The sequence below is a fragment of the Candidatus Ruthia magnifica str. Cm (Calyptogena magnifica) genome, assembly GCF_000015105.1.
In the GTDB taxonomy this organism is placed as follows: Bacteria; Pseudomonadota; Gammaproteobacteria; order PS1; family Pseudothioglobaceae; genus Ruthia; species Ruthia magnifica.
Map to the genome: position 1 here is coordinate 140,090 of NC_008610.1, position 24,739 is coordinate 164,828.

The 24,739-nt window shown below is 34.1% G+C and carries 22 protein-coding genes, 1 other RNA gene and 1 pseudogene; 12 read left to right on the forward strand and 12 right to left on the reverse strand.

The window, feature by feature from the left end; genetic code table 11:
- Positions 1–81: 81 nt before the first annotated feature.
- Positions 82–2,046: a replication restart helicase PriA gene (gene priA / locus RMAG_RS00640; RefSeq protein WP_011737541.1), complete on the reverse strand. Its 1,965-nt coding sequence runs from the start codon at positions 2,044–2,046 to the stop codon at positions 82–84.
- Between the two features lie 64 nt (positions 2,047–2,110).
- On the opposite strand from priA, the gene ybeY reads away from it, so the two are divergent.
- Positions 2,111–2,548: an rRNA maturation RNase YbeY gene (ybeY, locus tag RMAG_RS00645; protein WP_011737542.1), complete on the forward strand. Its 438-nt coding sequence runs from the start codon at positions 2,111–2,113 to the stop codon at positions 2,546–2,548.
- A gap of 46 nt (positions 2,549–2,594) precedes the next feature.
- Here the strand turns inward: ybeY and tilS are convergent, their stop codons facing one another.
- Together tilS and RMAG_RS00655 are read right to left on the reverse strand one after the other, a co-directional pair.
- Positions 2,595–3,767 (reverse strand): tRNA lysidine(34) synthetase TilS, encoded by a 1,173-nt coding sequence (gene tilS, locus RMAG_RS00650; RefSeq protein ID WP_011737543.1) that lies wholly within the window; start codon positions 3,765–3,767, stop codon positions 2,595–2,597.
- On the reverse strand, positions 3,748–4,698 hold the full coding sequence (locus RMAG_RS00655; protein WP_011737544.1) for an acetyl-CoA carboxylase carboxyltransferase subunit alpha: 951 nt from the start codon (positions 4,696–4,698) through the stop codon (positions 3,748–3,750). Before RMAG_RS00655 ends, tilS begins: the two co-directional genes overlap by 20 nt.
- A gap of 244 nt (positions 4,699–4,942) precedes the next feature.
- Between RMAG_RS00655 and ccoS the strand changes: the two genes are divergently transcribed.
- From ccoS to RMAG_RS00675, 4 genes are all read left to right on the forward strand, one after another.
- Complete coding sequence (ccoS, locus tag RMAG_RS00660) at positions 4,943–5,083, forward strand: cbb3-type cytochrome oxidase assembly protein CcoS (protein ID WP_024792051.1); 141 nt, start codon at positions 4,943–4,945, stop codon at positions 5,081–5,083.
- A 105-nt stretch (positions 5,084–5,188) separates the two neighbouring features.
- Entirely contained in the window at positions 5,189–5,866 is a 678-nt protein-coding gene (locus RMAG_RS00665; RefSeq protein ID WP_011737545.1) for a TIGR00153 family protein, read from the forward strand.
- A 10-nt stretch (positions 5,867–5,876) separates the two neighbouring features.
- Positions 5,877–7,157, forward strand: a complete 1,281-nt coding sequence (locus RMAG_RS00670) for an inorganic phosphate transporter (RefSeq protein ID WP_011737546.1) — start codon at positions 5,877–5,879, stop codon at positions 7,155–7,157.
- Positions 7,158–7,160: 3 nt separating this feature from the next.
- Positions 7,161–7,391 (forward strand): BolA family protein, encoded by a 231-nt coding sequence (locus RMAG_RS00675; RefSeq protein ID WP_011737547.1) that lies wholly within the window; start codon positions 7,161–7,163, stop codon positions 7,389–7,391.
- Positions 7,392–7,414: 23 nt separating this feature from the next.
- Here the strand turns inward: RMAG_RS00675 and RMAG_RS06205 are convergent, their stop codons facing one another.
- Together RMAG_RS06205 and RMAG_RS06210 are read right to left on the reverse strand one after the other, a co-directional pair.
- A complete protein-coding gene (locus RMAG_RS06205) occupies positions 7,415–7,534 on the reverse strand; it encodes a zinc ribbon domain-containing protein (RefSeq protein ID WP_148196273.1) in 120 nt (39 codons plus the stop codon).
- Positions 7,535–7,541: 7 nt separating this feature from the next.
- Positions 7,542–7,685 (reverse strand): annotated as a pseudogene (locus RMAG_RS06210) (hypothetical protein); the annotation flags it as partial.
- Positions 7,686–7,831: 146 nt separating this feature from the next.
- Between RMAG_RS06210 and RMAG_RS00680 the strand changes: the two are divergent.
- Complete coding sequence (locus tag RMAG_RS00680; RefSeq protein ID WP_011737548.1) at positions 7,832–9,136, forward strand: DEAD/DEAH box helicase; 1,305 nt, start codon at positions 7,832–7,834, stop codon at positions 9,134–9,136.
- Between the two features lie 650 nt (positions 9,137–9,786).
- On the opposite strand, the gene RMAG_RS00685 is transcribed toward RMAG_RS00680, so the two are convergent.
- Both RMAG_RS00685 and RMAG_RS00690 read right to left on the reverse strand, forming a co-directional pair.
- Complete coding sequence (locus tag RMAG_RS00685) at positions 9,787–10,830, reverse strand: hypothetical protein (RefSeq protein ID WP_011737549.1); 1,044 nt, start codon at positions 10,828–10,830, stop codon at positions 9,787–9,789.
- 8 nt (positions 10,831–10,838) lie between these two features.
- Positions 10,839–12,305 (reverse strand): MBOAT family O-acyltransferase, encoded by a 1,467-nt coding sequence (locus RMAG_RS00690; RefSeq protein ID WP_011737550.1) that lies wholly within the window; start codon positions 12,303–12,305, stop codon positions 10,839–10,841.
- Between the two features lie 507 nt (positions 12,306–12,812).
- Here RMAG_RS00690 and RMAG_RS00695 point away from each other — a divergent pair.
- The 3 genes from RMAG_RS00695 (at position 12,813) to RMAG_RS00700 (ending at position 13,587) form a co-directional block, all read left to right on the forward strand.
- On the forward strand, positions 12,813–13,157 hold the full coding sequence (locus RMAG_RS00695) for a hypothetical protein (protein ID WP_148196275.1): 345 nt from the start codon (positions 12,813–12,815) through the stop codon (positions 13,155–13,157).
- On the forward strand, positions 13,151–13,273 hold the full coding sequence (locus tag RMAG_RS06105; protein WP_268745580.1) for a hypothetical protein: 123 nt from the start codon (positions 13,151–13,153) through the stop codon (positions 13,271–13,273). Before RMAG_RS00695 ends, RMAG_RS06105 begins: the two co-directional genes overlap by 7 nt.
- A 65-nt stretch (positions 13,274–13,338) precedes the next feature.
- Complete coding sequence (locus RMAG_RS00700) at positions 13,339–13,587, forward strand: hypothetical protein (RefSeq protein WP_024792048.1); 249 nt, start codon at positions 13,339–13,341, stop codon at positions 13,585–13,587.
- A gap of 735 nt (positions 13,588–14,322) precedes the next feature.
- Here RMAG_RS00700 and ssrA read toward each other — a convergent pair.
- The 5 genes from ssrA to RMAG_RS00725 form a co-directional block, all read right to left on the reverse strand.
- Positions 14,323–14,670: a transfer-messenger RNA gene (gene ssrA, locus RMAG_RS05510) on the reverse strand.
- A 22-nt stretch (positions 14,671–14,692) separates the two neighbouring features.
- Positions 14,693–15,877 carry a tyrosine--tRNA ligase gene (gene tyrS, locus RMAG_RS00710; protein ID WP_011737552.1) on the reverse strand — a complete coding sequence of 395 codons (1,185 nt, stop codon included), beginning with the start codon at positions 15,875–15,877 and terminating at the stop codon, positions 14,693–14,695.
- A 5-nt stretch (positions 15,878–15,882) separates the two neighbouring features.
- Complete coding sequence (locus RMAG_RS00715) at positions 15,883–17,142, reverse strand: glutamate-5-semialdehyde dehydrogenase (RefSeq protein ID WP_011737553.1); 1,260 nt, start codon at positions 17,140–17,142, stop codon at positions 15,883–15,885.
- Complete coding sequence (holA, locus tag RMAG_RS00720) at positions 17,130–18,149, reverse strand: DNA polymerase III subunit delta (RefSeq protein ID WP_011737554.1); 1,020 nt, start codon at positions 18,147–18,149, stop codon at positions 17,130–17,132. Before holA ends, RMAG_RS00715 begins: the two co-directional genes overlap by 13 nt.
- Positions 18,139–18,591, reverse strand: coding sequence for an LPS-assembly lipoprotein LptE (locus tag RMAG_RS00725; protein ID WP_011737555.1), 453 nt, complete (start codon positions 18,589–18,591; stop codon positions 18,139–18,141). The genes holA and RMAG_RS00725 overlap by 11 nt, the downstream gene beginning before the upstream one ends.
- Positions 18,592–18,740: 149 nt before the next feature.
- Here RMAG_RS00725 and ftsH point away from each other — a divergent pair, with 149 nt between their 5' ends.
- Genes ftsH through glmM form a run of 3 tightly spaced genes read left to right on the forward strand, consistent with a single transcriptional unit; the run spans position 18,741 to position 22,835 of the window.
- Positions 18,741–20,663 (forward strand): ATP-dependent zinc metalloprotease FtsH, encoded by a 1,923-nt coding sequence (gene ftsH / locus RMAG_RS00730; RefSeq protein ID WP_011737556.1) that lies wholly within the window; start codon positions 18,741–18,743, stop codon positions 20,661–20,663.
- Positions 20,664–20,704: 41 nt separating this feature from the next.
- On the forward strand, positions 20,705–21,505 hold the full coding sequence (gene folP, locus RMAG_RS00735) for a dihydropteroate synthase (protein WP_011737557.1): 801 nt from the start codon (positions 20,705–20,707) through the stop codon (positions 21,503–21,505).
- A gap of 4 nt (positions 21,506–21,509) precedes the next feature.
- A complete protein-coding gene (gene glmM, locus RMAG_RS00740) occupies positions 21,510–22,835 on the forward strand; it encodes a phosphoglucosamine mutase (protein WP_011737558.1) in 1,326 nt (441 codons plus the stop codon).
- Positions 22,836–24,739: the final 1,904 nt, after the last annotated feature.

A 24,739-nucleotide genomic window follows, 5' to 3' on the forward strand; every position in this document is an offset into this window, starting at 1 on the left:
CCAGATTGATCTAAAAATCTTAAATTAAATTATTGATATTTCAGAATGAATAGATGATGTTGAATTATAATAAATTATCTATTATTCAATTGGATCAATATCTAAATACCAACGTACTTTGTTTTTGAGTTTTAGTATGTTGATATGTTGATTGAAAGTAGATAGCATTTGGTGGAGTGTTACTCGATTGTTGGATTGTAGGTATAGATTAAAGTAGTAGTAGTCTGATTTTTTTTCAATGGTGTTGATCACTGGCCCCAAAATTTCTACTGAATTTATTTGTATATTTTTTAATAAAACGACTGCTTCATGTAAGAAATTTTCAGCATTTTGTTTATTTTTTGCATTGGCACATAATAATGCCTGGTGTGAAAAAGGTGGCATCATTGCGCTTAAGCGCTGTTTGAGGAGTTGGTTGGCAAATTGCGTGTAGTGGGATGATAAAATAAAGTTAAAGATTGGATGATCTGGATAGCGAGTTTGAATAACGACTTCGCCTTTTTCTTTATGCCTGCCTGCACGACCTGATACTTGGATGAGTAGTTGGGCTAAATATTCAGTTGCTCGGAAATTAAGAGATAAAAACCCAGTATCAATATCCAAAATACCAACCATTGCAAGATTGGAAAAATCATGCCCTTTAGCTAACATTTGCGTGCCAATAATAATACAAGATTTGCCAGCGTTAATTTGTTCTAAGTGTCGTGTAAAGGCTTTTTTGCGTCGTGTGGTATCGCGATCAATACGGATAATAGGGGTATCTGCAAAATATGAAGATAGTGTTTCTTCTAGTCTTTCTGTGCCATAGCCTAGCACTTTAAGGCTTTGCCTAAAGCAGTCTGGGCAGGTGTGTTCTGGCATTTTTTCACCACCGCAATGATGGCATTTAAGACGATTGATATGGCGGTGATAAACCATGGTTGAATCGCAATGGTCGCATTGTGCTTTCCAGCTGCACTGTGTGCAATAATAAACAGGTGCATAGCCTCGACGGTTAATAAATAACATGACTTGCTTGCCGGCTGATAAATATTGTTTGGTTTTTTCAATCAGCATTTTAGACAAAGCACCATCAGTATTACTGCGCATATCAATCAAACTGATTTTTGGCAGAGTGGCATTGCCTGTGCGTTTGGTGAGTGTGATACGTGTGATTTTTTGATCCATCACATTTTTTAACAATTCTAATGAAGGTGTTGCTGTACCTAAGACTATTGGAATATTGGCTTGTTTGGCACGTATAAAACTTAAATTTTTGGCACAATATCGAAAATTTGATTGTTGTTTAAATGAATTATCATGTTCTTCGTCAATAATGATTAAGCCTAGGTTTGGCATCGGTGAAAAAATAGCACTTCGTGTACCAATTACCACGCCAGCCTCACCATTTTTAGCCATAAGATAGGCATCTAGTTTTTTAGTTTCGTTGAGTTGTGAATGAATCGTTACTACGCGTGTTTTTAGGCGTGATTCAAAACGTGTAATCATTTGTGGTGTTAGCCCAATTTCTGGTACCAATACCAGCACTTGTTTTTTTTGATTAAGCATTGCTTGGGTGGTGTGTAAATATACCTCAGTTTTGCCACTACCAGTCACACCGTGGAGTAAAAAAGCGTGATATTGGTAGTTTGATTTTAAGATTTGTGTGATGGCAATATTTTGCTCATCTGAGAGCTTGAAGTTTGATTGCTTTGTTTGATTTGGCAAACCGGTAATTTTTTTAATGTTTGCTTTTTTACCTAAACGCAAGTTTTTAGGTAGTGCAGTTGAAATCACTTCACCAATTGGATGGTGGTAATAATTGGCCGACCAAAATAAGAGGCTTAAGGTTAGTTTGTCTAAAATTGGCGTTTTGTCTAACACTTCTTCAACAGATTTCAGTTTATAAAAATTACTTTTATCTCTAATAGCTAGCACTATACCGATTACTTTTTTACGTACAAAAGGCACTTTAACGCGCACACCAACAAGCACCTCATCATCACATAGATAGTCAAAAGTTTTATTTAGTGGTATGGGTATGGCAACTTCAACAATTAATGACAAGATAATAGACTTTTGATAAAATCAATAATTTTATCAAAAAATATCATTAAGCCCAAGATTAAGTATGGTAGTTATTCAAAATATTATTCATGATTCATCTATTAATGAGTATGATTTAAGCAACACTTTACAAGAAGTGATTAAAGAGTTAGACAGGGGTGAAAGCGAGTTATTGATTCGATTAGTCAATGAAACAGAAATTAAAAATCTTAATAAAGTTTATCGTCATCAAGATAAACTTACTAATGTATTATCATTCCAAAGTGATTTGCCGATTGAAATTGATGAGGCGGTTTTAGGGGATGTGGTGATTTGTACGCAGGTCGTTTTAAAAGAGTCTATTGAACAACATAAATCTTTTAATAACCACTTAACCCATATGGCAATTCATGGTATGTTGCATTTGTTGGGCTATGATCATATTGACACTAAAGATGCGCAGCAAATGGAAAACCTAGAGATAAAAATATTAGCAAAAATTGGGATTAATAATCCTTATTAAGCTAGCAATAAATACCACCATCCATTTGGAACAAGTAAGATTTACCCTAAATGTTAGATATTTTTCCGATACGTTCAATAGCGCATAATTTATTATCAATGTAATACATTTTTAATCGATTCCGTTCCCATGGCGGGATATTGGCTTCTTGTAAGACTTTTTTTAGTGATTGAGTGTGCGTTTTTCCTAGTAATTTAATACGTTGGCCTTCTTGTCGATAACGAATTGAAAAATTTTTAAAATTCTTAAGCTCTTTATAAAATGGACAAAACGCGTTTTTTCTTGGTAAGGTCTTATTGATGAAATATAATTCATTTTGGTAACGTCTAATCTCATACTTATCCCAACATACTAAAGGGTTGGTATTTTCTTTTGTGTATAGCAGTTCAATAATTTGATGCATTATTTTATCGCTAGGTGTTAAAAAGTTAAGCAAATTTAAATGATGACGAAGAACATTTTTAATTCTGTGGGTTTCAAGTTTGATAAGTCTATTTGTATCGATGCGATTGGCATTGTTGATAATGTGATATGTATTCATATCAATATCGGCTAATTCGCGTATTAGTTTTAAGGCTTCTGATTGGTGTTTTGCGCTTCTAGCAAGTGTTCTTGTTAAATTTTTATATGCACCAGATAATTTAGGTAGAATTTCTAAACGCAAGAAATTACGCATAAAATTAGTATTTTTGTTGCTATCATCTTCTATCCAGTTTAGTTTGTTATTTTTAGCATAATCAATAATTTGAAACTTACTAATTGTTAAAAAAGGACGATAGTGAATACCCATGCCTAAAGGTTTTTCTTTAGGCATGGCGGCTAATCCTTTGATGCCACTACCACGAAACAATTGTAAAAGTAGGGTTTCTGCTTGGTCGTTCTGATGGTGTGCTGTGCAAAGCACTTCATTTTTTTTTAATGAGTTAGATAAAGAATGATAGCGCTTTTTACGTGTATTTTCTTCGATATTAGATGTATTATTAAAATATAAATCAATACTTAAATAGGTGATATTAAGGCTTAAACATAGCTTTTCGCAAAACTTATTCCATTCGTTACAATATTGAGATAAATGATGGTTGTAATGAATGACTCTTGTTTTATTGGGATAGTGCGTGTTTAAATAATACAACAGTACAACAGAATCAATGCCACCACTAAGACCAAGGACAATTTGTTTATCCTTAAGAAATAAATCTTTAGTCTTTAAATTTTCCAAAATTTAAGAGTTTTTCTTGTCTGTTTTGTAACAATTGCTCTATTGGTAGTTGTTTAATTTCATTGAGTTGTTGTATTAATGCCTCTTTTAGTAGCACTTTTGCTTGCGAAGGGTCGCGGTGAATGCCACCTAACGGTTCATCAATAATGATGTCAATTAGCCCATTTTCTTTAAGATGGGCTGAGGTTAGTTTTAGAGATTCCGCCGCAAGATTAGCCTTGGTTGCATCTTTATACAAAATGGATGCACAGCCTTCTGGGGAAATCACGGAGTAAATACTATATTTAAACATCATGATTATATCTGCAACGCCAATTGCTAATGCACCACCAGAGCCGCCTTCACCAATAACTACCGAGATAATGGGTGTTGCAAGGGTTGACATTTCAAATAGATTTTTAGCAATGGCCTCACTTTGACCTCGTTCTTCAGCGCCAATACCTGGGTAAGCACCAGGAGTATCAATAAAAGTAATAATAGGCATTGAGAATTTTTCAGACAGCTTCATTAAACGTAAGGCCTTACGATAGCCTTCAGGCCTAGGCATGCCAAAATTGTATTTAAGTTTTTCTTGAGTGGTTCGTCCTTTTTGTTGGCCAATAAACATCACTGGCTGGGCATCTAATCTAGCAATGCCACCAATAATAGCATGGTCATCACCATAGATACGATCACCGTGTAATTCAGTAAACTCATCAAATACATGAGAAATATAATCAAGTGTATAAAGGCGTTTTGGATGGCGCGCTAGTTGAGATATTTGCCAGTCGCTTAAAGAGGAAAAGATTTTTTTGGTTAAAGCATTACTCTTGATTTTAAGCGCCCCCATTTCATCAACAATATCCGCTTTGTCTTTAATATTATCAAGCGCTTGTATTTTTTCCTCTAATTCGACAATGGGTTGTTCAAAATCAAGATAATCTAAGTTCATACTCTAGTTTAAAATTCGTTTATATGTCAATGTTTAAAATTATAGCAGAAACACTGACATTTTTATCTTTTACCACTTTTATATTTGTTGTTTGAATGTATTTGAGTTAGTTTTGTAATGAATTGATAGACATTTTTTACTAAAAAGCAACATTAATATGTTTTTTGTTTTATGAGAAAATTCTTATTTATGGTTAAAAAATAAAACATATTAATGTTGCTTTTTAGTAAAAAAAGGAAGGAAGATGAATGTAATTTGTTGGTTAATTCCCAGTATGATTTTTGTTGGCGTTGTTCTTGTTATTCTTTTAATGATAAGCGTTAAGAACGGTCAGTTTGATGATTTAGAAGGAGAGGGACAACGCATTTTATTTGACGAAGAGTAGACAAGCTTGGCATTTAAAAGAATAAGGTTGATAACTCATTTTTTTGATAGAAAATTTGTATCTAAAGATTTTAGAAAAAACAAGGCAAATGAAAAGAGGAAAAAGATGGCTAAAAATATAATTGACGGTCTATTTGGTAAATCACCCATTAGCCCATTACAAAAACATATGACACAAGTGCATTCATGCATTTTAGAACTCAACGGCTTTATGGTTGCTATCCATGTTCAAAATTGGGCACAAGCTGAAAAAATTAGAAGCGATATCGGTGCCAAAGAAGGTGAAGCGGATATTCTTAAAAAGAAGTTACGTTTGAGCTTGCCCTCAACATTTATGATGCCTTTTTCACGCAGAGATTTGCTTGATTTATTGCTGATTCAAGACTCTATTGCCAACATTACTAAGGATGTTTCTGGTTTGATGATTAATCGTAAGATGGCTTTGCCAGATGAGATTTTTGATGATGTGATAGAATTAACCAAGGTTTGTATCAAAACATCATCTATGGCGCTTAAAGCTGTTAATGAATTGGATGAGTTGTTAGAAACTGCATTTGGTAGTCGTGAACGTAAGGTTATTGGCTCTATTATTAAAGATGTGAATAAACTTGAAAGCAAATCTGATAAAATTCAGTATGAAATTCGTGCTAAATTATTTCCATTAGAGTCTAGTTTACCACCTGTTGATGTTATGTTTTATTATCGTGCTGTGGAATGGTTGGGTGAGCTTGCAGATGCTGCGCAAAAAGTTGGCTCAAGACTAGAAGTGCTACTAGCAAGATAAGGAGACTATCATGGATGTTGTTGTAAATTATGCTGATATTTTTATTATGCTGGCGATTGGATTTGGGTTATTTATGGCTTGGGGTATTGGTGCTAATGATGTTGCTAATGCCATGGGTACTTCGGTGGGCTCTGGTGCTATTACCTTTAGACAAGCAGTTGTTATTGCAATTGTTTTTGAATTTGCAGGTGCAATTCTTGCGGGTGGAGAGGTAACCGCCACTATTCGTAAAGGTATTTTGGACGCAGCATTATTTACCGATAGCCCACATTTATTAGTATATGGCATGCTTGCTTCGCTTTTAGCGGCAGGTACATGGTTATTGATTGCTTCATCTCTAGGCTGGCCAGTCTCTACAACGCATTCAATTGTTGGCGCCATTGTTGGTTTTGGTGCGGTAGGTGTGGGTGTTGATGCGGTTGCTTGGGATAAAGTGATTAAAATTATAATGAGTTGGGTGGCATCTCCAGTGCTTGCTGGTACGCTGGCTATTATTATCTTTAAAAGTTTACAATCTTTGGTGATTGACACAAAAGATCTGCTAGCAAATGCTAAAAAATATTTGCCATTTTATGTATTTTTTGTTGGTTTTATCATTGCATTGGTCACGCTGTTTAAAGGCCTTAAACATGTTGAGTCTTTAAAATATATCTCTAAAGATACCTCTTTAAGTATGATGATTGCAGTTACGGTTGGTATTTTGGCAGCTGTAATTGCTGCGTTTCTTATGAAACATATCAAGATAGACCCTAAGGACGATAAAGATTTTCATTATGCAAATATGGAAAAGCTTTTTGCTGTGCTTATGGTGATTACCGCATCTGCCATGGCATTTGCACATGGTTCTAACGATGTTGCCAATGCTATTGCACCACTGGCTGCAGTTTATAGTATTGTGGAAGTTGGTGGAGGTATTACCTCAAAAAGTGTTGTGCCTTCGTGGATTTTATTGGTTGGTGGTGGTGGCATTGTATTTGGTTTGGTGACTTATGGATTTAGAGTGATGAAAACTATCGGAAAAGGTATTACAGAACTTACTCCTTCTCGTGGCTTTGCTGCTGAATTGGCCGCTGCAACAACGGTAGTTTTAGCCTCATCAACAGGCATTCCTGTGTCAACCACGCAAGTTTTAGTAGGGGCAGTATTGGGTGTTGGTATTGCTAGGGGTGTGGCGGCACTTAACATGCGGGTTATTAATATGATTTTCTTATCTTGGTTAATTACCCTACCAGCAGGTGCAATCATGTCTATTTTATTTTTCTTTGCACTTAAAGGTGTGTTTGGAGCATAGGTAATGACGTTAGAAGAGATTCAAGCAAAAATTCAAATGGGTATAAAAAATTCAACAGTTACCATGGGGGGTGATGGTTGTAGTTGTTCAACAAAAGTGGTTTCATCAATTTTTGAGGGGATGCCACTATTAGCTAGGCAAAAAATGGTACTTGCTGTTATGAATGAAGAAATTACCAACGGTACACTTCATGCGCTTAGTATTAAAACACGTACGCCAGAAGAGGATGTTTAAATTTTTTTAAAGTCTATTCATTTTCATACGTCACTTGTAAAACGCACTTGTTGATTAAAGTCTATATCAATAATAATATTAATTGGATAACAATAAACTGAACAATCTTCTATATAGTCTTTGATTAGACTCAGAACAATCAATGTTTATCTAAATTAACTCACTACACAATAAGGGTTGGCATTCATTCATCGATATTTCGCTCTTTAAGATCCCTTTATAAGGGTTCAAACGTATCGTAGCTGAATAATTAACCCAATGTGTGATTTCATCACTATGACGCTTACAACCGACACAATAGTTAGATTAATTGTATTTACAAATTCCCATATAATGAATATGGAGCCCCTCAGACGGATTTTTGACAACCTGATATTTATTCATATATCTATTATAGGATGCTAATGTAAAATTCCTGTTTTTATTTAAAATATTCTCTTATGGATTTTTCAAAATTAGGCTTGTCTGATTCAATTCTTAAAGCCATAGAACAACAAGGATACAGAGAGCCATCATTAATACAAGCTCAAGCTATTCCAGCTATTTTAGAAGGCAAAGATGTCATGGCTGCCGCCCAAACTGGCACGGGTAAAACAGCAGGATTTATCCTGCCTATTCTTGAAATATTATCAAAATGTAGTCCTATAAAATTCAATCAGGTTCGTATGCTAATCCTAACTCCTACGCGTGAATTAGCCGCACAAGTCAGCGATAGTGTAACGATTTATGGTAAATATTTATCGTTTAAATCAAGCGTGGTGTTTGGAGGTGTAAAGATTAATCCACAAATGCGAAAGTTACGTGACGGCGTTGATATTTTAGTTGCTACACCAGGACGGTTATTAGATTTATATTCTAAAAATGCAGTGAAATTTGATACGTTAGAAATCATTGTATTTGATGAAGCAGATAGAATGCTAGATATGGGATTTATTCATGATATTAAACGAATTCTAAAGATTTTACCGCAAAAAAAACAAACACTCATGTTTTCAGCCACTTTTTCTAATGATATTCGAATACTAGCAAAGAGTCTGGTTAACAACCCCGTAGAAATATCAGTTACTCCGAGAAATTCCACTGTTAAAACTGTAAAGCAGTGGATTCATCCTGTTGATAAATTTAAAAAGCAAGCGCTATTAATATACCTTATTCAAGAACATAGTTGGTATCAGGTGCTGGTATTTAGCCGCACTAAACATGGTGCAAATCGAATTGCTACTCAATTAGAAAAGAAAAAAATTAGTGCAACTGTTATTCATGGCAACAAAAGTCAAGGTGCACGCACAAGAGCCTTGGCAGATTTTAAAAATGCTAAGGTGAACGTGTTAGTAGCAACTGATATTGCAGCAAGGGGTATTGATATTGACCAATTGCCACATGTCGTTAACTTTGACCTACCACGTGTGCCAGAAGATTATGTACATCGTATTGGTCGTACTGGTCGTGCTGGTTCAAAAGGTGAAGCAATTTCATTAGTTAGTGTTGATGAAGCTAAGCAATTATTTGATATTGAACGTCTCATTCAAAATAAATTAGATCGTATAATGGTAGAAGGATTTGTGCCAGAGTACAATTTGCCAGAATCTGGTAAAAAAATATTATCACCAAAAACCAAAAAAAATAAGAATTATAATAAGCTTAAATACGGTAAAAATAGGAATTCTAAAAAAAACAAATTAAACAATAAAAAAGGTTTTTTGGATAGTAAGTTCAATAAAAAATCCACAAGAAAAATAATATGAGAATTAAATTAACTGTATTTATTATTACACTACTTTCTCAGGATACACGCTGTATTGTTGGGAAAAATAACTACAATGAGCATTAAAATAGTCGTGCAAAACTTAGAATATTTAATTGAAACATCAGGCTAAAATATTCGAGTATTCGAGTATACGAATGTACACCCGCTGATAATCCCAATACGTGTTGCTTATTTGTAGTAGGTTTACAAAAAGGTAGTGTAGCTTGTGTTATTCGATTCACGATTAATTGACGTATTTTTAGCAAATAGCCAATAATAGCTTGATTTTGTGGAGATTCTGTCGGCCAACTGGAACCAATTATACGACTATATACTAGACTCCGCTAAGATACTAGAGTTAGAGCATCAAGCTGTCTAGCTATAGAATTGCACAATATTATTACGTGATAATCATTAAACCCCTTTTTAAGATGTATATTCTACTCACATGTAATTAATAGAACCAAGCACGGTTGTATTAATAAAAAAAGGCCTTAAAGTACACTTACCTTACTGAGGAGGGGGTTTCAAAAGTTGGCACAGATATTTTAATAAACTATCCCTTGTATATCAAGTAGGATTTTGATAATTACAACTTGTAACGCCATAATAACAGCTGGCTTTCTTTGACTAATTTTATATTAGTATTTATTTAAGTCTTACTTGCTTAAATATTTCCTCACTTGCTTTGAAACTCCAATGAGTATCATCACAATAATATACATCTGATATATTATTGTCTAACATCTCCTCTAATATCATTTTGGTATCAATAAAATTGTATTCTTTTTTTAGTGGCCTTAATATTTCAAAAAATGCGCTTTGCTGGTATTTGTTATGTTGAATATATTTTGAATAAAGGTTATATTTATCAACTGACGGCATAAAGTATAGGTTAATATTTTTTTCACTTAATATTTTTTGTAGTTTATTCAAATTCTTATTTAATAAATCAATTGACTTATTATTTGATTTTGATAAGCTCTCCAAATCCTTATAATAAAATAACAACCTATCTTTATCTTCACAACTAAATAAGTTCTTTATCAAGGGCGTTATATAAGTCTTTGAAAAAATAGCATTATCATCATATTTGTATAATAATGAATACAATAGAGCATTGTAGTTTAGATTGTTTATAAATGATGGGTTAGGCTTAGAATGACTATATTTTTTATCTAAAAATGATGTAGAGATATTTTTTAAGCCTATGTCCCAATCTATGATTTTTGCGTATCTATCAACAGCCCCATTTTCAACTGATTGTAAAATTATACTTTTGGGGTTTAATTTATCTAATATGCCATTACTACTTAATATTAATATCGTTTCAATATAGCCTTTACCGCTTGGTTGTATGTTCATTACTTTCAAATTTTGAGTAGTTGCGATATAGTCTTGATAATATTTGTTATTCCCTCCACCTTTGCCATATGAAAATGAATCGCCAATAGTAAGAATATCTATCTCTACATTGTCGTTATATTGAATATGTTTATTTGGTAAATTTTGCTTATTTTTTCTTAATGTCAATGATTTAGATAAGTAAGACATTCTTCCTAAGTCTCCTACATCTATATTCTCTTTATGTATAAAAAATTCTTTTGTAATGAGATTCCAGGTAATAAAATGAAATCCTATTAATAATATAATTAGTAAGCTGAAAATGTATAAATATTTTTTCTCTTTCATAAGTTTTACTAAAAATTAAAGTATAAAAATTCTGATACTGTATTAAGTGATGTTAACGCAGTAAATAGCACGATAACATGGATAAGTAGATGCCATATATTTGACTTGAATTTATTTGTTTTTTCCAGAGAATTTTTGAATACTAATATCAATATAAAGCCAAAAATTATCCACTTTATAACATCAGAGCCATCATTAGTCATCTTCATAACTTCACCAAATTGAATGTTATATTCAGATAAAAAATTTAATTTATTAGAAAATGTTTCTTTTATGACAATATTATCCAAACTAAACATTGACCCTAAAACCTTAACAGCATCATCCCATTCTCTTGCTCTAAAAAATACCCAAGCAATATTGACAAAATTAAAAGTAATTAACCAAGCCAACCAAATCCAAAGTTTGAAGCCTAACTTACTCCAAAATCTTTGAACCATTAGAGCTAGCCCATGCAGGAACCCCCAGAATATAAAAGTCCATCCTGCGCCATGCCAAAGTCCACCTATTACAAAGGTTGCCATTAGATTGTTATAGGTTCTAAATTTACCCTTTTTGTTGCCACCAAGAGGTATGTATACATAGTCTCGCATGAACCTGCTTAAGGTCATATGCCACCTTCTCCAAAAGTCCTGGATGTCGGTAGCCTTGTACGGACTGTTGAAGTTAACAGGAAGTCTGATATTAAACAATAAAGCCAAGCCGATTGCCATATCTGTATAACCACTAAAATCAAAATATAGTTGGAATGTGTACGATAAGGATGTTGCCCATGCTTCAAATAGGTTTAAAGTTGTTGCCACGTCAAAACCTTGAGTTGCCCACACTGCAAAAGTATCAGCAATAACAACCTTCTTGAATAAGCCAATTGAGAATATGAACAGCCCCATTGCAATGTTTCGGTAATTCTTTACTTTGTTTCTAGTATTCGCAAACTGCGGCATCATCTCTTTATGATGAACAATTGGACCTGCAATTAACTGCGGAAAGAATGTTACGAATAGTACGTAGTTTAAGAAGTCATATTCTTTAGTTTCTTGCCTGTAGCTATCAACTAAGTAGGCTATTTGTTGAGAGGTAAAGAATGAGATTGCCAACGGTAGCGCTAATTGTAAAAGTTCGGCGTTGGAGCCAAAAGCAAGATTAAAGTTTTCTATTAAAAAATCAGTATATTTAAAATAACCAAGCAATGAGAGATTGAAAACAATACCAAAAATTAGAATTGATTTTTTTGAAAACCCTTTACTCTTATTTTTACACGTCTTATTAAGGCTTCTACCAATAACATAGTTAAATACCATTGATGATAGTATGATTGGCAGGTAAGCGACATTCCACCAACTGTAGAAGAATAAGCTGCTACATACTAAAAATCCTTTTGAAGCCTCTGTGAGCCTTTTGTGATTTAGGTAGAAATATATAAAGAAGGTTATCGGTAAAAAAACAAAGATAAACTCATATGAGTTAAAAAGCATACTTGATTGAGTGTTTAATTAACATCAATTATAGTTAATTGTGAAACTCTAACGCCCTTTGATTGGGTGTTTTTCGATGCTTAAGTGCCCAGACTGAGCCTGACTAATGTACTTCATTTCATTCGTTACTACTTTAAATGATATTTGAAAGGGTGGCTTAATCACCTTTCCTTATGGTTTATTAAGAGCATTTATAATTAGTATTGACATTCTTCTGCAAACTATACATACATGTATGTTTTTAAATAATTATGAATAAAATAGATAAAGATTCTTGTAGGTTTATCAGGGGCGAATTTTCCATGGTAGAGTTGTACACACTTCTTTCTGTTATGGATAAGTAACCATCATTTAAGAATCATTTAGGGCGTCGAAGAGAGAAATATTTTTCTATAAAGGGTGTAGATATTAGTTATAGAGTTTTAAATCATTGGCGTGATAAAGGAATTATAGAATTGCGTCATTATGGGGTATCTCTTGATATTATCAAGAAAATTAGAGAAAAAAATGTCAAAGCCTATTATTGAAAATAACTACAGTCTAACTAATTTTGAGTATGCAGTTTATAGGTGTGAGCTAGTATCAAAAAGTCAAACACATCTTGTGGCATTTAAAAATGGATGCTCAGAAATAACATCAGAGTTAGATATGGAGGTAGCCTCTATTTTTGCCAATTTGGATTCGTATATTAATATTAATTTGAACAATATTTTGAGTAAATTCTTATCAGATAAAACGAAATCATTTGTCCTTGCAGATGATGAACTGAAACTACTAGCGGTTTTAAGGTTGGAGAATAACAGTGAAATTACCGCTAAAATGGATGAGTATGGAAAAAGAAAAGATTGTTAAAAGTAGCTGAAATTGAAGATTATGTATCAAGCAATATGAAGTTTGGTGAAAGTGTGCAGAAATTTAAAGACGGAAAATGCTACTTAATGGAAGTTATTGAGCAAGAAAAAATTTAAAAAACCCTGAATGTTATTGAATAAGTAAAAGCATTGGAGGTGATTGAAGCAAATAGTATGAATTATTGGATGAGCTAGAATTCTGTCATAAGGAGATTTTCTTATGGTGGTATCTTAAAAAGTGTCAAGAGTATTTGAAAGAGTACGATTTAAGCAATAGTGAAGTTGAAGAAATAGAGGCTAGGGGGAAAAGTATCACTAGATTTAATGTTAGAAAGCATGGAATTTTGTCAGACCTTATAAACAATGAAGAAAAAGCACTCATGAATTTTATGTTGAGCAAGTCTTTATATGCAGAAATAATTGAGTATTAAAAGTGGTGGATTGAGGCACTTCAAGGTCATTACGAAGCCTTAATCTCAAAGAAAACCTATTTTTAAGATACAGAATAAATTATCAAATAAAGTAAGGTATTACAAGCAAGACAAGCATATAGACTTTCCTCTTTGGGGTGTAAAATATTACGAATGTAATGAATATATGACAGCCAATTGCTCAACAGGTAGAAATATAAAAGCATCCATATTGTAGATGTAAGAATAATAACTGCTCCTGTGGGAATAAAAGTATTAAAAGAGAATCTATAGAGAGTGATTTTTCTGAATTATTGAAGAGTGCGACTGCAAAAGCCTTTAATAGAGCTTTTAAAGGCAATCACTCGAGAACTTTATAATGCTAGAGTTGGGAAGTTACAGATAGAGCGTAAGACTTATACAAAGGAAATATCAAAGTTAGATAAAGATATTTCTAATTTGGTTGATAGACTGAAGGAGTATTACAGAAAAGGAAGAATATAGAAATACTCTACAAAATAAACATTCATTAATGGATAAGAGAGATTAATTTTGGAATCGCATTGAATGGTGTGCTAGATTTTATTAGCAATCCTTATGAAGCCTGGATAAATGGAGATTTGATATAAAAGTTACGAATACAAAAACTTGTATTCGTTAGACCTCTGAAGTATAGCAAGTTAAAAGGATTTTGAACCGCCGAAATGTTCCTGCCGTTCAGTATTACAGGGGCTTCTAACGGGTCTAAATCAAGTTTGGTGGAGATGGCGGGAATTGAACCCGCGTCCGAAAACTTTCAAACAAGAAGTCTACATGCTTAGCTTGGTCTATTTTAGTTAGCTGCCTTACTGCCCGACCATCAGGGATGTAAGTAGCGATTTCCAACAAGTTTTAACCGAATTACGTGAAAAAAATAATTCTAGCGAGTCTGTGAGCGACCGTCATCCTAAAAGTACAGACAACTTTTAAGCGACGGTTAGCTATGCAGCTAAAGCGTAGTTGTTTTCGTTTGCAACTATTTTTTTAAAGCGTATTTTACGAGTTGTCTTTATCCTCGGCATGCGTCCTTGAGATCCAACTCCTCGTCGAAGCCATGTCATCCCCAAATGTGGAATTATAACACTTTTTATTGAATTGTCACTCTTGCGAATTTACGTTTGCCTACTTGATAAATATTTGTACCAGTTTCTAGTTCAAGGTTTTTGTCTGTGATTTTTTTACCATTGATTTTGGCACCACCTTGGTTAATCATTTGGTAGGCGTTTGAGGTGCTGGAGCAAAGTCCAGTATCTTTGAGTAAATTAGCAATTTTTATACCGGCTTTAAAACTGAATTTATCCATTTCATCAGGCATTTGATTTTTACTAAAGCGATCAATAAAATTTTGCTGCATTTGTTTGGCGGTATCAATATTATGAAAGCGGGTGATAATCTCATCAGCTAGGATAAATTTAATATCTCTTGGATTTTTACCTTGCATCATTGCTTGTTTTAAATCAGTAATTACCTTTAAACTTTGGAAGCTGAGTAACTCAAAATAACGCCACATTAACTCATCAGAAATTGACATAATTTTTCCAAACATCTCGTCAGGTGTATCGTCAATACCGATGTAGTTGTTTAAGGATTTTGACATTTTTTGCACGCCATCCAAACCTTCTAAAATCGGCATGGTGAGGATAACTTGTTGCTCTTGTCCTGCTTGTTTTTGTAATTCTCTGCCTACTAATAAGTTAAATTTTTGATCCGTACCACCGATTTCTACATCGCTTTTTAGTTCAACAGAATCATTGCCTTGAACCAATGGGTATAAGAATTCGTGGATAGAAATAGCTTGCCCTGATTTATAGCGTTTGGAAAAATTATCGTGTTCTAACATTTTAGCGACTGTTTGTTTACTAGCGAGTTGGATAAATTCCATTGATGTCATTTTGTCCATCCATTGTGAGTTAAACACAACTGTGGTTTTGTCTTTATCCAAGATTTTGAATACTTGTTTAGTGTAGCTTTTAGCGTTTTCTTGAATCTGTTCTCGTGAAAGTGGCGGGCGAGTTTTACTCTTGCCTGTTGGGTCGCCAATCATGGCGGTGAAATCGCCAATTAAAAACAATATTTCATGCCCTAAATCTTGTAATTGCTTGAGTTTGTTGATTAAAATTGTGTGTCCTAAATGTAAATCAGGCGCAGTTGGATCAAAGCCTGTTTTTATGCGCAGTGGCTTACTTTTTTTAAGTTTTTTCTTGAGTTCATCAAGTGGTAATGTCTCATCAGCGCCACGCGTAAAAATAGCCAGTGCTTGCTCTATTTCCATGTTTTTTATTGTCTAATATGCCCGTCACCTAAGACGATAAATTTTTGTGAAGTTAATCCTTCCAAGCCAACAGGACCACGTACGTGGAATTTGTCAGTACTGATACCAATTTCTGCACCTAAACCATATTCAAAGCCATCGGCAAAGCCAGTAGAAGCATTAATCATGACTGAAGCAGAATCTACTTCGGTGATAAAACGGCGCGAACGAGTGTAATTCTCACTCACGATTGATTCAGTGTGACCTGAACCATGCTTATCAATATGTTTAATGGCCTCACTCATTGAATTGACAATACGGATGGATAAAATTGCATCTAAATATTCTGTATTCCAATCTTTTTCTGTGGCTGCGATGATTTTATTTGATAGTTTTAGAGTCTCTTTACAGCCGCGTAATTCCACTCCTTTTGTTAAGTATTGTGCAATCAACTTGGGTAGTATTCTGCTTACTGCACAGGCGTGTACTAGTAAGGTTTCAGTGGCATTGCATACACCATAACGGCGCGTTTTAGCATTAAAGGCAATGCTGATGGCTTTTTTTTTATCGGCATCTTTATCAATGTAAGTGTGACAAATACCATTTAAATGCTTGATAACAGGTGTTTTGGCACTGTTACTAATGGCTTCAACCAAGCCTTTACCGCCTCTAGGGATAATAGCATCAACATAATCACTTGCTTTAACCAACTCAATAACAGCTTCATGATTTTGAGTGTTAATGAGTTGTGCGCAATTTTCATTAAGTCCTGCTTGTTTTATGCCTTGCCTGACACAGGTATAAAGCGCATAATTGGAGTGTATGGCTTCTGATCCGCCACGTAAAATGACACTATTGCCTGATTTTAAACAAAGTGCTGCAGCATCAATAGTGACATTAGGTCTAGATTCATAAATAATTCCTAATACACCAAGTGGTACGCGCATCTTGCCTACTTGAATACCACTCGGTTGATATTTTAAATCTGTAATTTCACCAATAGGGTCGGGTAGATTTATAATTTGATTCAAACTTTCAATAACGCCATTAAGACGTTCTTCATCAAGCATGAGCCTATCAAGTAGAGTCGTTTCCAACCCTTTATTTTTGCCATTGACAAGGTCTTGATTGTTAGCTTTAAATATGCTTGCTCTATTTTGGTCAATTTGACTAGCAATATTAATTAGTGTATTATTTTTAGCCACCGTTGTAGCGCAACGTAATGTTTTTGCAGCATTTTTTGCATTTTCACCTAGTGTAACGATTAAATTTTTTATTGAGTCCATTGTGTCTTTCCAGCCAAGCTTAGTAATAATGTGTGTAATTCATCAATGACATTAAGATTATCCATACCCTTGATTGAGCGATCAATACGTCCTAGTGATAATAATAATTTTTGCAAACGCTGATAAGAATGGCGTTTTAATATATTGGTAATAATAGGTTTTCTTTTATTCCAAACTCGATTATTTTGCAAGACTATATTAATATTTTTCACTTGTATAAGTTCAACTGACATCTCGATTATTGATTTAATTTCTAGGTATAAGGAATTACTTAGTTGAATTGGCATAATCGTATCAGAGATTAAGGTTTGATAAATTTTATTAACTTGATTACTATTGCCAAATAAAGCTGCATCAATTAAGCCATAAACAGTGTATTTAGATTGCTGATTAGCTTGTTCAAGATATTCTTGTGTGTTAATTTTACCATTTGGATAAGCCATTTTTAGTTTTTGAATTTCTTGCATAGAAGCAGTCAAATTGCCTTCTGTGCAAAAAGCAATACTTTGTGCAATTTCTGTATTGGCCTCAAGTCCTAATTCGGCCATATGATTTGCAATCCAATCAACCAAATGATTGCTTTGCATTTCGAAGTGCTGAACAACAGTACCAAGCTGTTCTAGTGTTTTGAACCATTTGCTCTTTTGCTGTGCCATGTCCAGTTTTCCAGTGGAAACAATCAATAAAATATCATCAGGCAGAGTGCTGGCAATTTCAGTCAATGCTTTAGCACCTTTAATGCCGATTTTCCCTGTCTTTAGTCGACATTTAATAATACATTTCGGTGAAAAAAGAGAAACGGCTGAGATTTCTCTAAAGATTTGATTCCAATCAAAATTAGCATCAATATCAAAACTTATCCGTTCGTCAAACCCAACTTTTTTTGCTGTTTTATTTATTTGCGCTAAACTTTGTTCAATGAGTAATATTTCCGCACCAAAAATAAAATAAATAGTATCAAGTTTGTTGACTAATTGAATATTAAGTTGCTGCGGTTTAATTTTCATTAAGTTTAAATAATTTTCTTAACAGTTGTTTGATAATTAAATGACGCAATTGCTGGTAACCCTCTTCAATTTGCAGTCTGTTTGCTTGGGATACGTTCATCTTATTCAGATATGTATTAGCATTGAAGGTTTGAGATAGTAATAGTTTTTTACGCTGATTAAAGACCTTAATAGGTATGCTTAAGCTTAGTGTATAACTGCTAGCTTCATTATTCGAAGTATATAAAGCCGTACGTTGATTTTGATTTTCAGTGCCCACTTGAACAACTAGAGTTTGAGGTATGTTTTGATTAAAGCGCTTTTGTAACTCATCAGCAAAAGCATTATTACGGCTGCTGGTAATAGAGGCGTTTATTTCTGAGTTTTTATATGGCGGATGAAATCCACAAGAACTAAGAAGTATTATAATAATGGCGGTGGTTAATAAGTTGATTTTTGACATGACTCAAAAGTATCTATTAATTAAGATGATAATTATGACAGAATTTGAATTTATTTGTAGATAAACCTTGAAAAAATGACATCAGACCATATATGAGTGCACAATAGGGTATAATTAACCCTCTTGTTTTTTGCAATATTTTTTACATTATGTTTAAGAATTTATTACTTTGGTTGGTTTTAGGCAGTGTCCTTACTTCGATTTTTAGTCAGTTCCAAGTGGGTGATCAAAAAGACGACATTACCTATTCTCAGTTTATTCAAAGTGTTAACCAAGGTGATGTATCCCAAGTAACGATTGCTGGTAGTAATATTACTGGCGTAGGTGTTGGTGGTGAACAATTTTCAACTTATAGTCCGGGTGATTTAGGCTTGATGGGCGATTTATTGAACAACGGCGTTAATGTGGTTGCTAAACCGCCTGAAAAAGACGGATTTTTTAAGCAATTAATCATTTCCTTAGCGCCAATTTTATTATTAATTGGTGTTGTTCTTTACACCATGAAGGGTGCTGGTGGCGCAATGGGTGGGAAAAATCCAATGAGTTTTGGTAAATCCAAGGCACGCTTGATTACTAAGGATGAATCTGACACTACTTTTGATGATGTGGCAGGTGTTGATGAGGCTAAAGACGATGTGAGTGAATTGGTAGATTTCTTGTCCAACCCTGGCAAATTCACTAAAGTAGGTGGAAAAATTCCTAAAGGTGTACTTTTGGTAGGCCCTCCAGGTACAGGAAAAACTTTATTAGCTAAGGCAATTGCGGGTGAAGCTGATGTGCCATTTTTCTTTATTTCAGGTTCTGATTTTGTAGAAATGTTTGTTGGTGTCGGCGCATCGCGTGTACGTGACATGTTTGAACAGGCAAAGAAAAATGCACCTTGTATTATCTTTATCGATGAAATTGATGCCGTTGGTCGTCAACGTGGTGCTGGCATGGGCGGCGGTCATGATGAACGTGAGCAAACGCTAAACCAAATGTTGGTTGAAATGGATGGTTTTGAAGGCTCTGAAGGCGTGATTGTGATTGCTGCAACCAATAGACCAGACGTGCTAGATCCTGCTTTATTAAGGCCAGGCCGTTTTGATCGTCAAGTTATGGTAGATTTGCCTGATATTAATGGTCGTGATGCGATTTTAAAAATCCACATGCGTAAATTACCCATTGCAAAAAATGTTAAATCAATCAATATTGCCAAAGGCACGCCAGGGTTTTCTGGTGCAGACCTTGCCAACTTGACCAATGAAGCTGCGTTAATTGCAGCAGGTAAAGGTAAAAAATTGGTCGGCATGCAAGAGTTTGAAAAAGCAAAAGATAAAATTATGATGGGTTCTGAACGTAAATCTATGGCAATGGATGAAACTGAAAAAGAAATGATCGCTTATCATGAAGCGGGCCACGCCATTGTAGGTCGGTTGGTACCTGAGCATGATCCTGTGTATAAAGTAAGTATTATCCCAAGGGGAAGGGCGTTAGGTGTGACGATGTTTTTGCCAGAAAAAGACAGTTATAGCATTTCTAAGCGTAAATTAAATTCTCAAGTAGCCTCACTTTTTGGTGGACGTATTGCAGAAGAGTTGATTTACGGCACAGATAACGTAACCACTGGCGCAAGTAATGACATTGAACGTGTAACAGAAATTGCACATAAGATGGTGAAACAATGGGGCATGTCTGAGACGCTAGGGCCTTTAGCGTATGGTGAAGAAGAGGGCGAAGTGTTTTTAGGTCGACAAGTTACTAAACATAAGCATGTTTCAGAAGATACCTTCAAAGTTATTGATGTTGAAATTCGTAAAATTATTGACAGCAATTATCAAATGGCTTCAAAGATTCTAAAAGATAATAAAGATATTTTAATCGAAATGAGCAAAGCCTTAATAGAGTTTGAAACTATTGATAAAGAACAAATTGACGATTTGATGGATAGAAAACCAATACGTGAATCAGCCGTGATTGTTGACTCTGATGTTGCTTCTATAGAGTTAGGTTCTGGTGTTGAGCTGAATAATGGCAATAAAGATTCTGATGAAAAACCATTAAGTGGAGGTACTACCGAACAAGTCGCTTAATTTTATTTTTTCTGTTTTTGAACATACCCTACTAGGTAACGATGCAGTCTACTAATGCAATGATTATGGGTGTGCTTAATATAACGCCAGATTCTTTTTCAGATGGTGGTCAATATCTTGCTATTGACAAAGCCATCAATCAAGCTCAATTAATGATTGAGCAGGGTGCTGATATGATTGATATTGGTGGCGAATCAAGCAGACCAAATGCACCGAAAGTGTCAACTGATGACGAAGCCAGCCGTGTTATTCCTGTCATTAAAGTATTATCTAAGCTAATCAGTGTGCCAATTTCCATTGACACTGCAAAAGCAAAAATTATGCAACTTGCCATTGAGGCAGGGGCAAGTATGATTAATGATGTACGTGCTTTGCAGGCCAAATCATCCCTTGAAGTGGCGGCATCAACTGGTAAGGACGTATGCCTTATGCACATGCAAGGTAATTCTAAAACAATGCAAAACAATCCTGTTTATATAAATGTCATCGATGAAATCAAATACTTTTTTGATCAAAGAGTTGAGGCTTGTATTAATGCTGGTATTAACCAAAATAAGATTATTCTAGACCCAGGTTTTGGTTTTGGTAAAACATTCAATCATAATCTTGAAATCCTACGAAGCCTTGACGAGTTTAAAAGTTTTGGTTTGAGGATTTTGGTTGGTATGTCACGCAAGTCAATGGTTGGTAGTATGCTTAATAGTAGAAACATAAATGGAAGAGTGATTGGTAGTGTAACAACCGCTATAATAGCATCTCAAAACGGTGCAGATATTGTACGTGTTCATGATGTTTTAGAAACTAAAGATGCATTTAAGGTTTTACAAAGCGTAGCAGGATAGTAAATTGGATAATTATTTTGGCACTGATGGTATGCGTGGCAAGGTGGGTGTTGAACCTATTACCGCTGATTTTTTCTTAAAATTAGGTTGGGCAGTTGGCTCAGTACTAGCTAAACGAGCTAAAGCTAGTGTCATTATTGGTAAAGATACTCGTGTATCTGGCTATTTATTTGAATCTGCACTTGAGGCGGGTTTTTTATCTGCTGGTGTTGATGTTGGTTTACTAGGTCCGATGCCAACACCTGCAGTTGCTTACCTAACACAAACTTATAATGCCAGTGCTGGTGTGGTAATTAGCGCTTCACATAATAATTTTCAAGACAATGGTGTTAAGTTTTTTTCGGCTAAAGGTCTTAAATTAAGCAGTCAATATCAAAGCGAAATTGAGAAAAAATTAGCCGAAACCATGATCAGCGTAGGTGCTGATAAAATTGGTAAAGCCTATAGGTATGAACAACCACTTGGGCGTTATATAGAATTTTGTAAATCAACTTTTGATAGAACACAAAGTCTTTTAGGTCTTAATATCGTTATTGATTGTGCAAATGGTGCTACTTATCATATTGCCCAAAGCGTGTTTTCAGAACTGGGTGCGAATATTAATATCATTAATAATACGCCAGATGGTTTTAATATTAATGAGCATTGTGGTGCAACTGACACTAAATATTTGCAACAAGTCGTATTAGAGTCAAAGGCAGATTTGGGCATTGCCTTTGATGGTGATGGTGACCGATTAATTATGATTGATGAAAATGGTGAGTTAGTTGATGGCGATGAGCTAGTATTTATTATCGCCAAGGCTTGGCAATCTCAAGGTAGGTTAGTTAATAATACAGTGGTCGGTACAAAAATGAGTAACTTAGGTATGCATCACGCACTAAGAGATTTAGACATTAAATTTATCGAAGCTGACGTGGGTGATCGATTTGTGATGGAAAAAATGCAAAAAAGTGGTTCAATATTAGGTGGCGAAGGTTCAGGACATATTATATGCTTGAATAAAACCACCTCTGGTGATGGTATTATTTCTGCCTTGCAAGTATTGGAGGTGCTCGTAAAAAGCCAATCCAGCCTTGCTAAGTTAAAGCAATCAATGGAAAAGTATCCACAGATTTTAATTAATGTCAAAACTCAAGCAAGAATTAACCTTAAAAATTATACTAAACTACAACGAACTCAACTTGCAGTTGAGCAAACACTTGGTGATGAGAGTCGAGTATTAATTCGTGTTTCAGGTACGGAGCCACTTATCAGAGTGATGGTTGAAGCCAAAGATAAAATTATTGCTCAGCAAGGTGCTGAAAAATTGTCAAATATTTTCAAATAGAATAGAAAAGCACAATCTATTCGCATATCATTTGTAAATGGCTTGTCTTGAATTGTTATTTTGTTCTAAATTTAACAAGTATTTTTTAACTTAAAATTTACTGCCATAACTAACTAGTTCTCCGTTACTGTGAATAATACGATGACAATAAATACTAATAAAGTTTGTTCCATTTACACTAGCAAATACCTGAACGATTTTTTATTATCAATATTTTTTGTTAATTGTAAGCAAGATAACTGTAAAGTTACTTTTTAGTTTTTATTAAAATTTTGTCATCATAAGAAGCAATGACTAGTTCGCTATTTTTTATTTTGTAATAATTAAATGTTGATTTGGTTTATTTTACATCCGGTGATTTTATAATGCTTAGAATAATGCGTTTTTATATAGGCTTTCTTGAGTTGTTGTAAATTACGGAGCATAAATATTTGTATTGAGTAAGGCTAGGATAAGCAAGAGTAAGTAACGTTCTACGATTTGGCACTGTCTTTTTGTGTTATCACGCTTTTTACAGTTTTAGTAATTAATAAAAAATTCATTTCCAATATCAAATAATTCATTGTAATCTACTATTACTCTTCTTTAAGCGAATTATTAACTGTAACAGTTAAGTTACATTCTGGTTTAAAATTCGGTAGTAAGAAAACTTTTACTCTATCTTCAATCATATTCCACAAGTTAAGCTTTGTCAGCGGGTTATATTGATTAACAATCACTAAAATACCATAATCACTGACATTAACCAGTCTGTGATTTATTTATCCATTTACCTGTTTTTCTTTTGCCTTACGCAGCACTCACAATAGAATCAAACTTTTTGTAGGTTACTTAAAAATTTCGCCTTAAATATGGGTTTACTTATTATTAGATAAATGACCTAAGGAATCTTTTATTTAGCTGTATTAAGGGTATTTATTGGTTAGATGTTAATATTATTCTTGACAAGAATTATACAGATACAATGATAGGTATGGAATATAGGGATAGGAGTTAGGATTTTTAGTTCTTTAATTTTTGAGTACATAAGGTGTAGTTTAACACTTTGTTATGTGGTTTTTTCTGTTTTGAGAATCATATTCCCAACTATACTAGATGTGAATGAACCAATATGTATTTTCTAATAGAAATATTGCAACTGACCCAGAGGAGGCGGGTTTGATAGGCGCTATCATATTGATTGCTTAGCAATGAGCAAAGCCATTAAAGTGGCGATTAAAAAAAGTATCAGTATACATATTTAGGTATTCGTTTGCTACGTACTTATTGTAAATAGGCACGGATATTAGCAATATTTATAAGGCAAGCGATATACAAATAACGATGATTTATATGCATGTATTGTGTACCCAAGCGGGCAAGACGTTGGATCGTCGTTGGATAGGCTAAATAATTAAGAGTATGGTTTTTCTAATACGGAGTTATTTTTAGATTGTTTTTGATTTGTTATTTTTCTCTTCATTGACTTTGTTTAAGCCTATTAAGTAAGTGGTTTGGCACTATATTTAGTGTTCACTTTTGTTATCTTTTGTAGCATTTAGCGTGATGATTGATTGGCAGAATAACTGCGGTTGGACATATTATTGGGCTTAAATTACACCAAATAATTATAGAGAATGACGATTTATTTAAGCACTGGGAAAAGTAGTTATGTAATTTTAATATTGCATTATAATATTCATAAGTGATTTGATAAAATAGGAGAATGTAATGATTCAGGCGAACATGGTAGGTATGCGTGAGTCGATTTGATTTTTTCCAAACTAACTAGTGATTAATAATAGTAAAGAATTAGAAAATTGACTATTTTGTGTCTAGTAAGTTCAAAGTTAATTTTGAACTTACGTAAATGGATGAAATTGAAAAATTAAGATTTACCGTTATTTTAAGTGACAATCAGGATC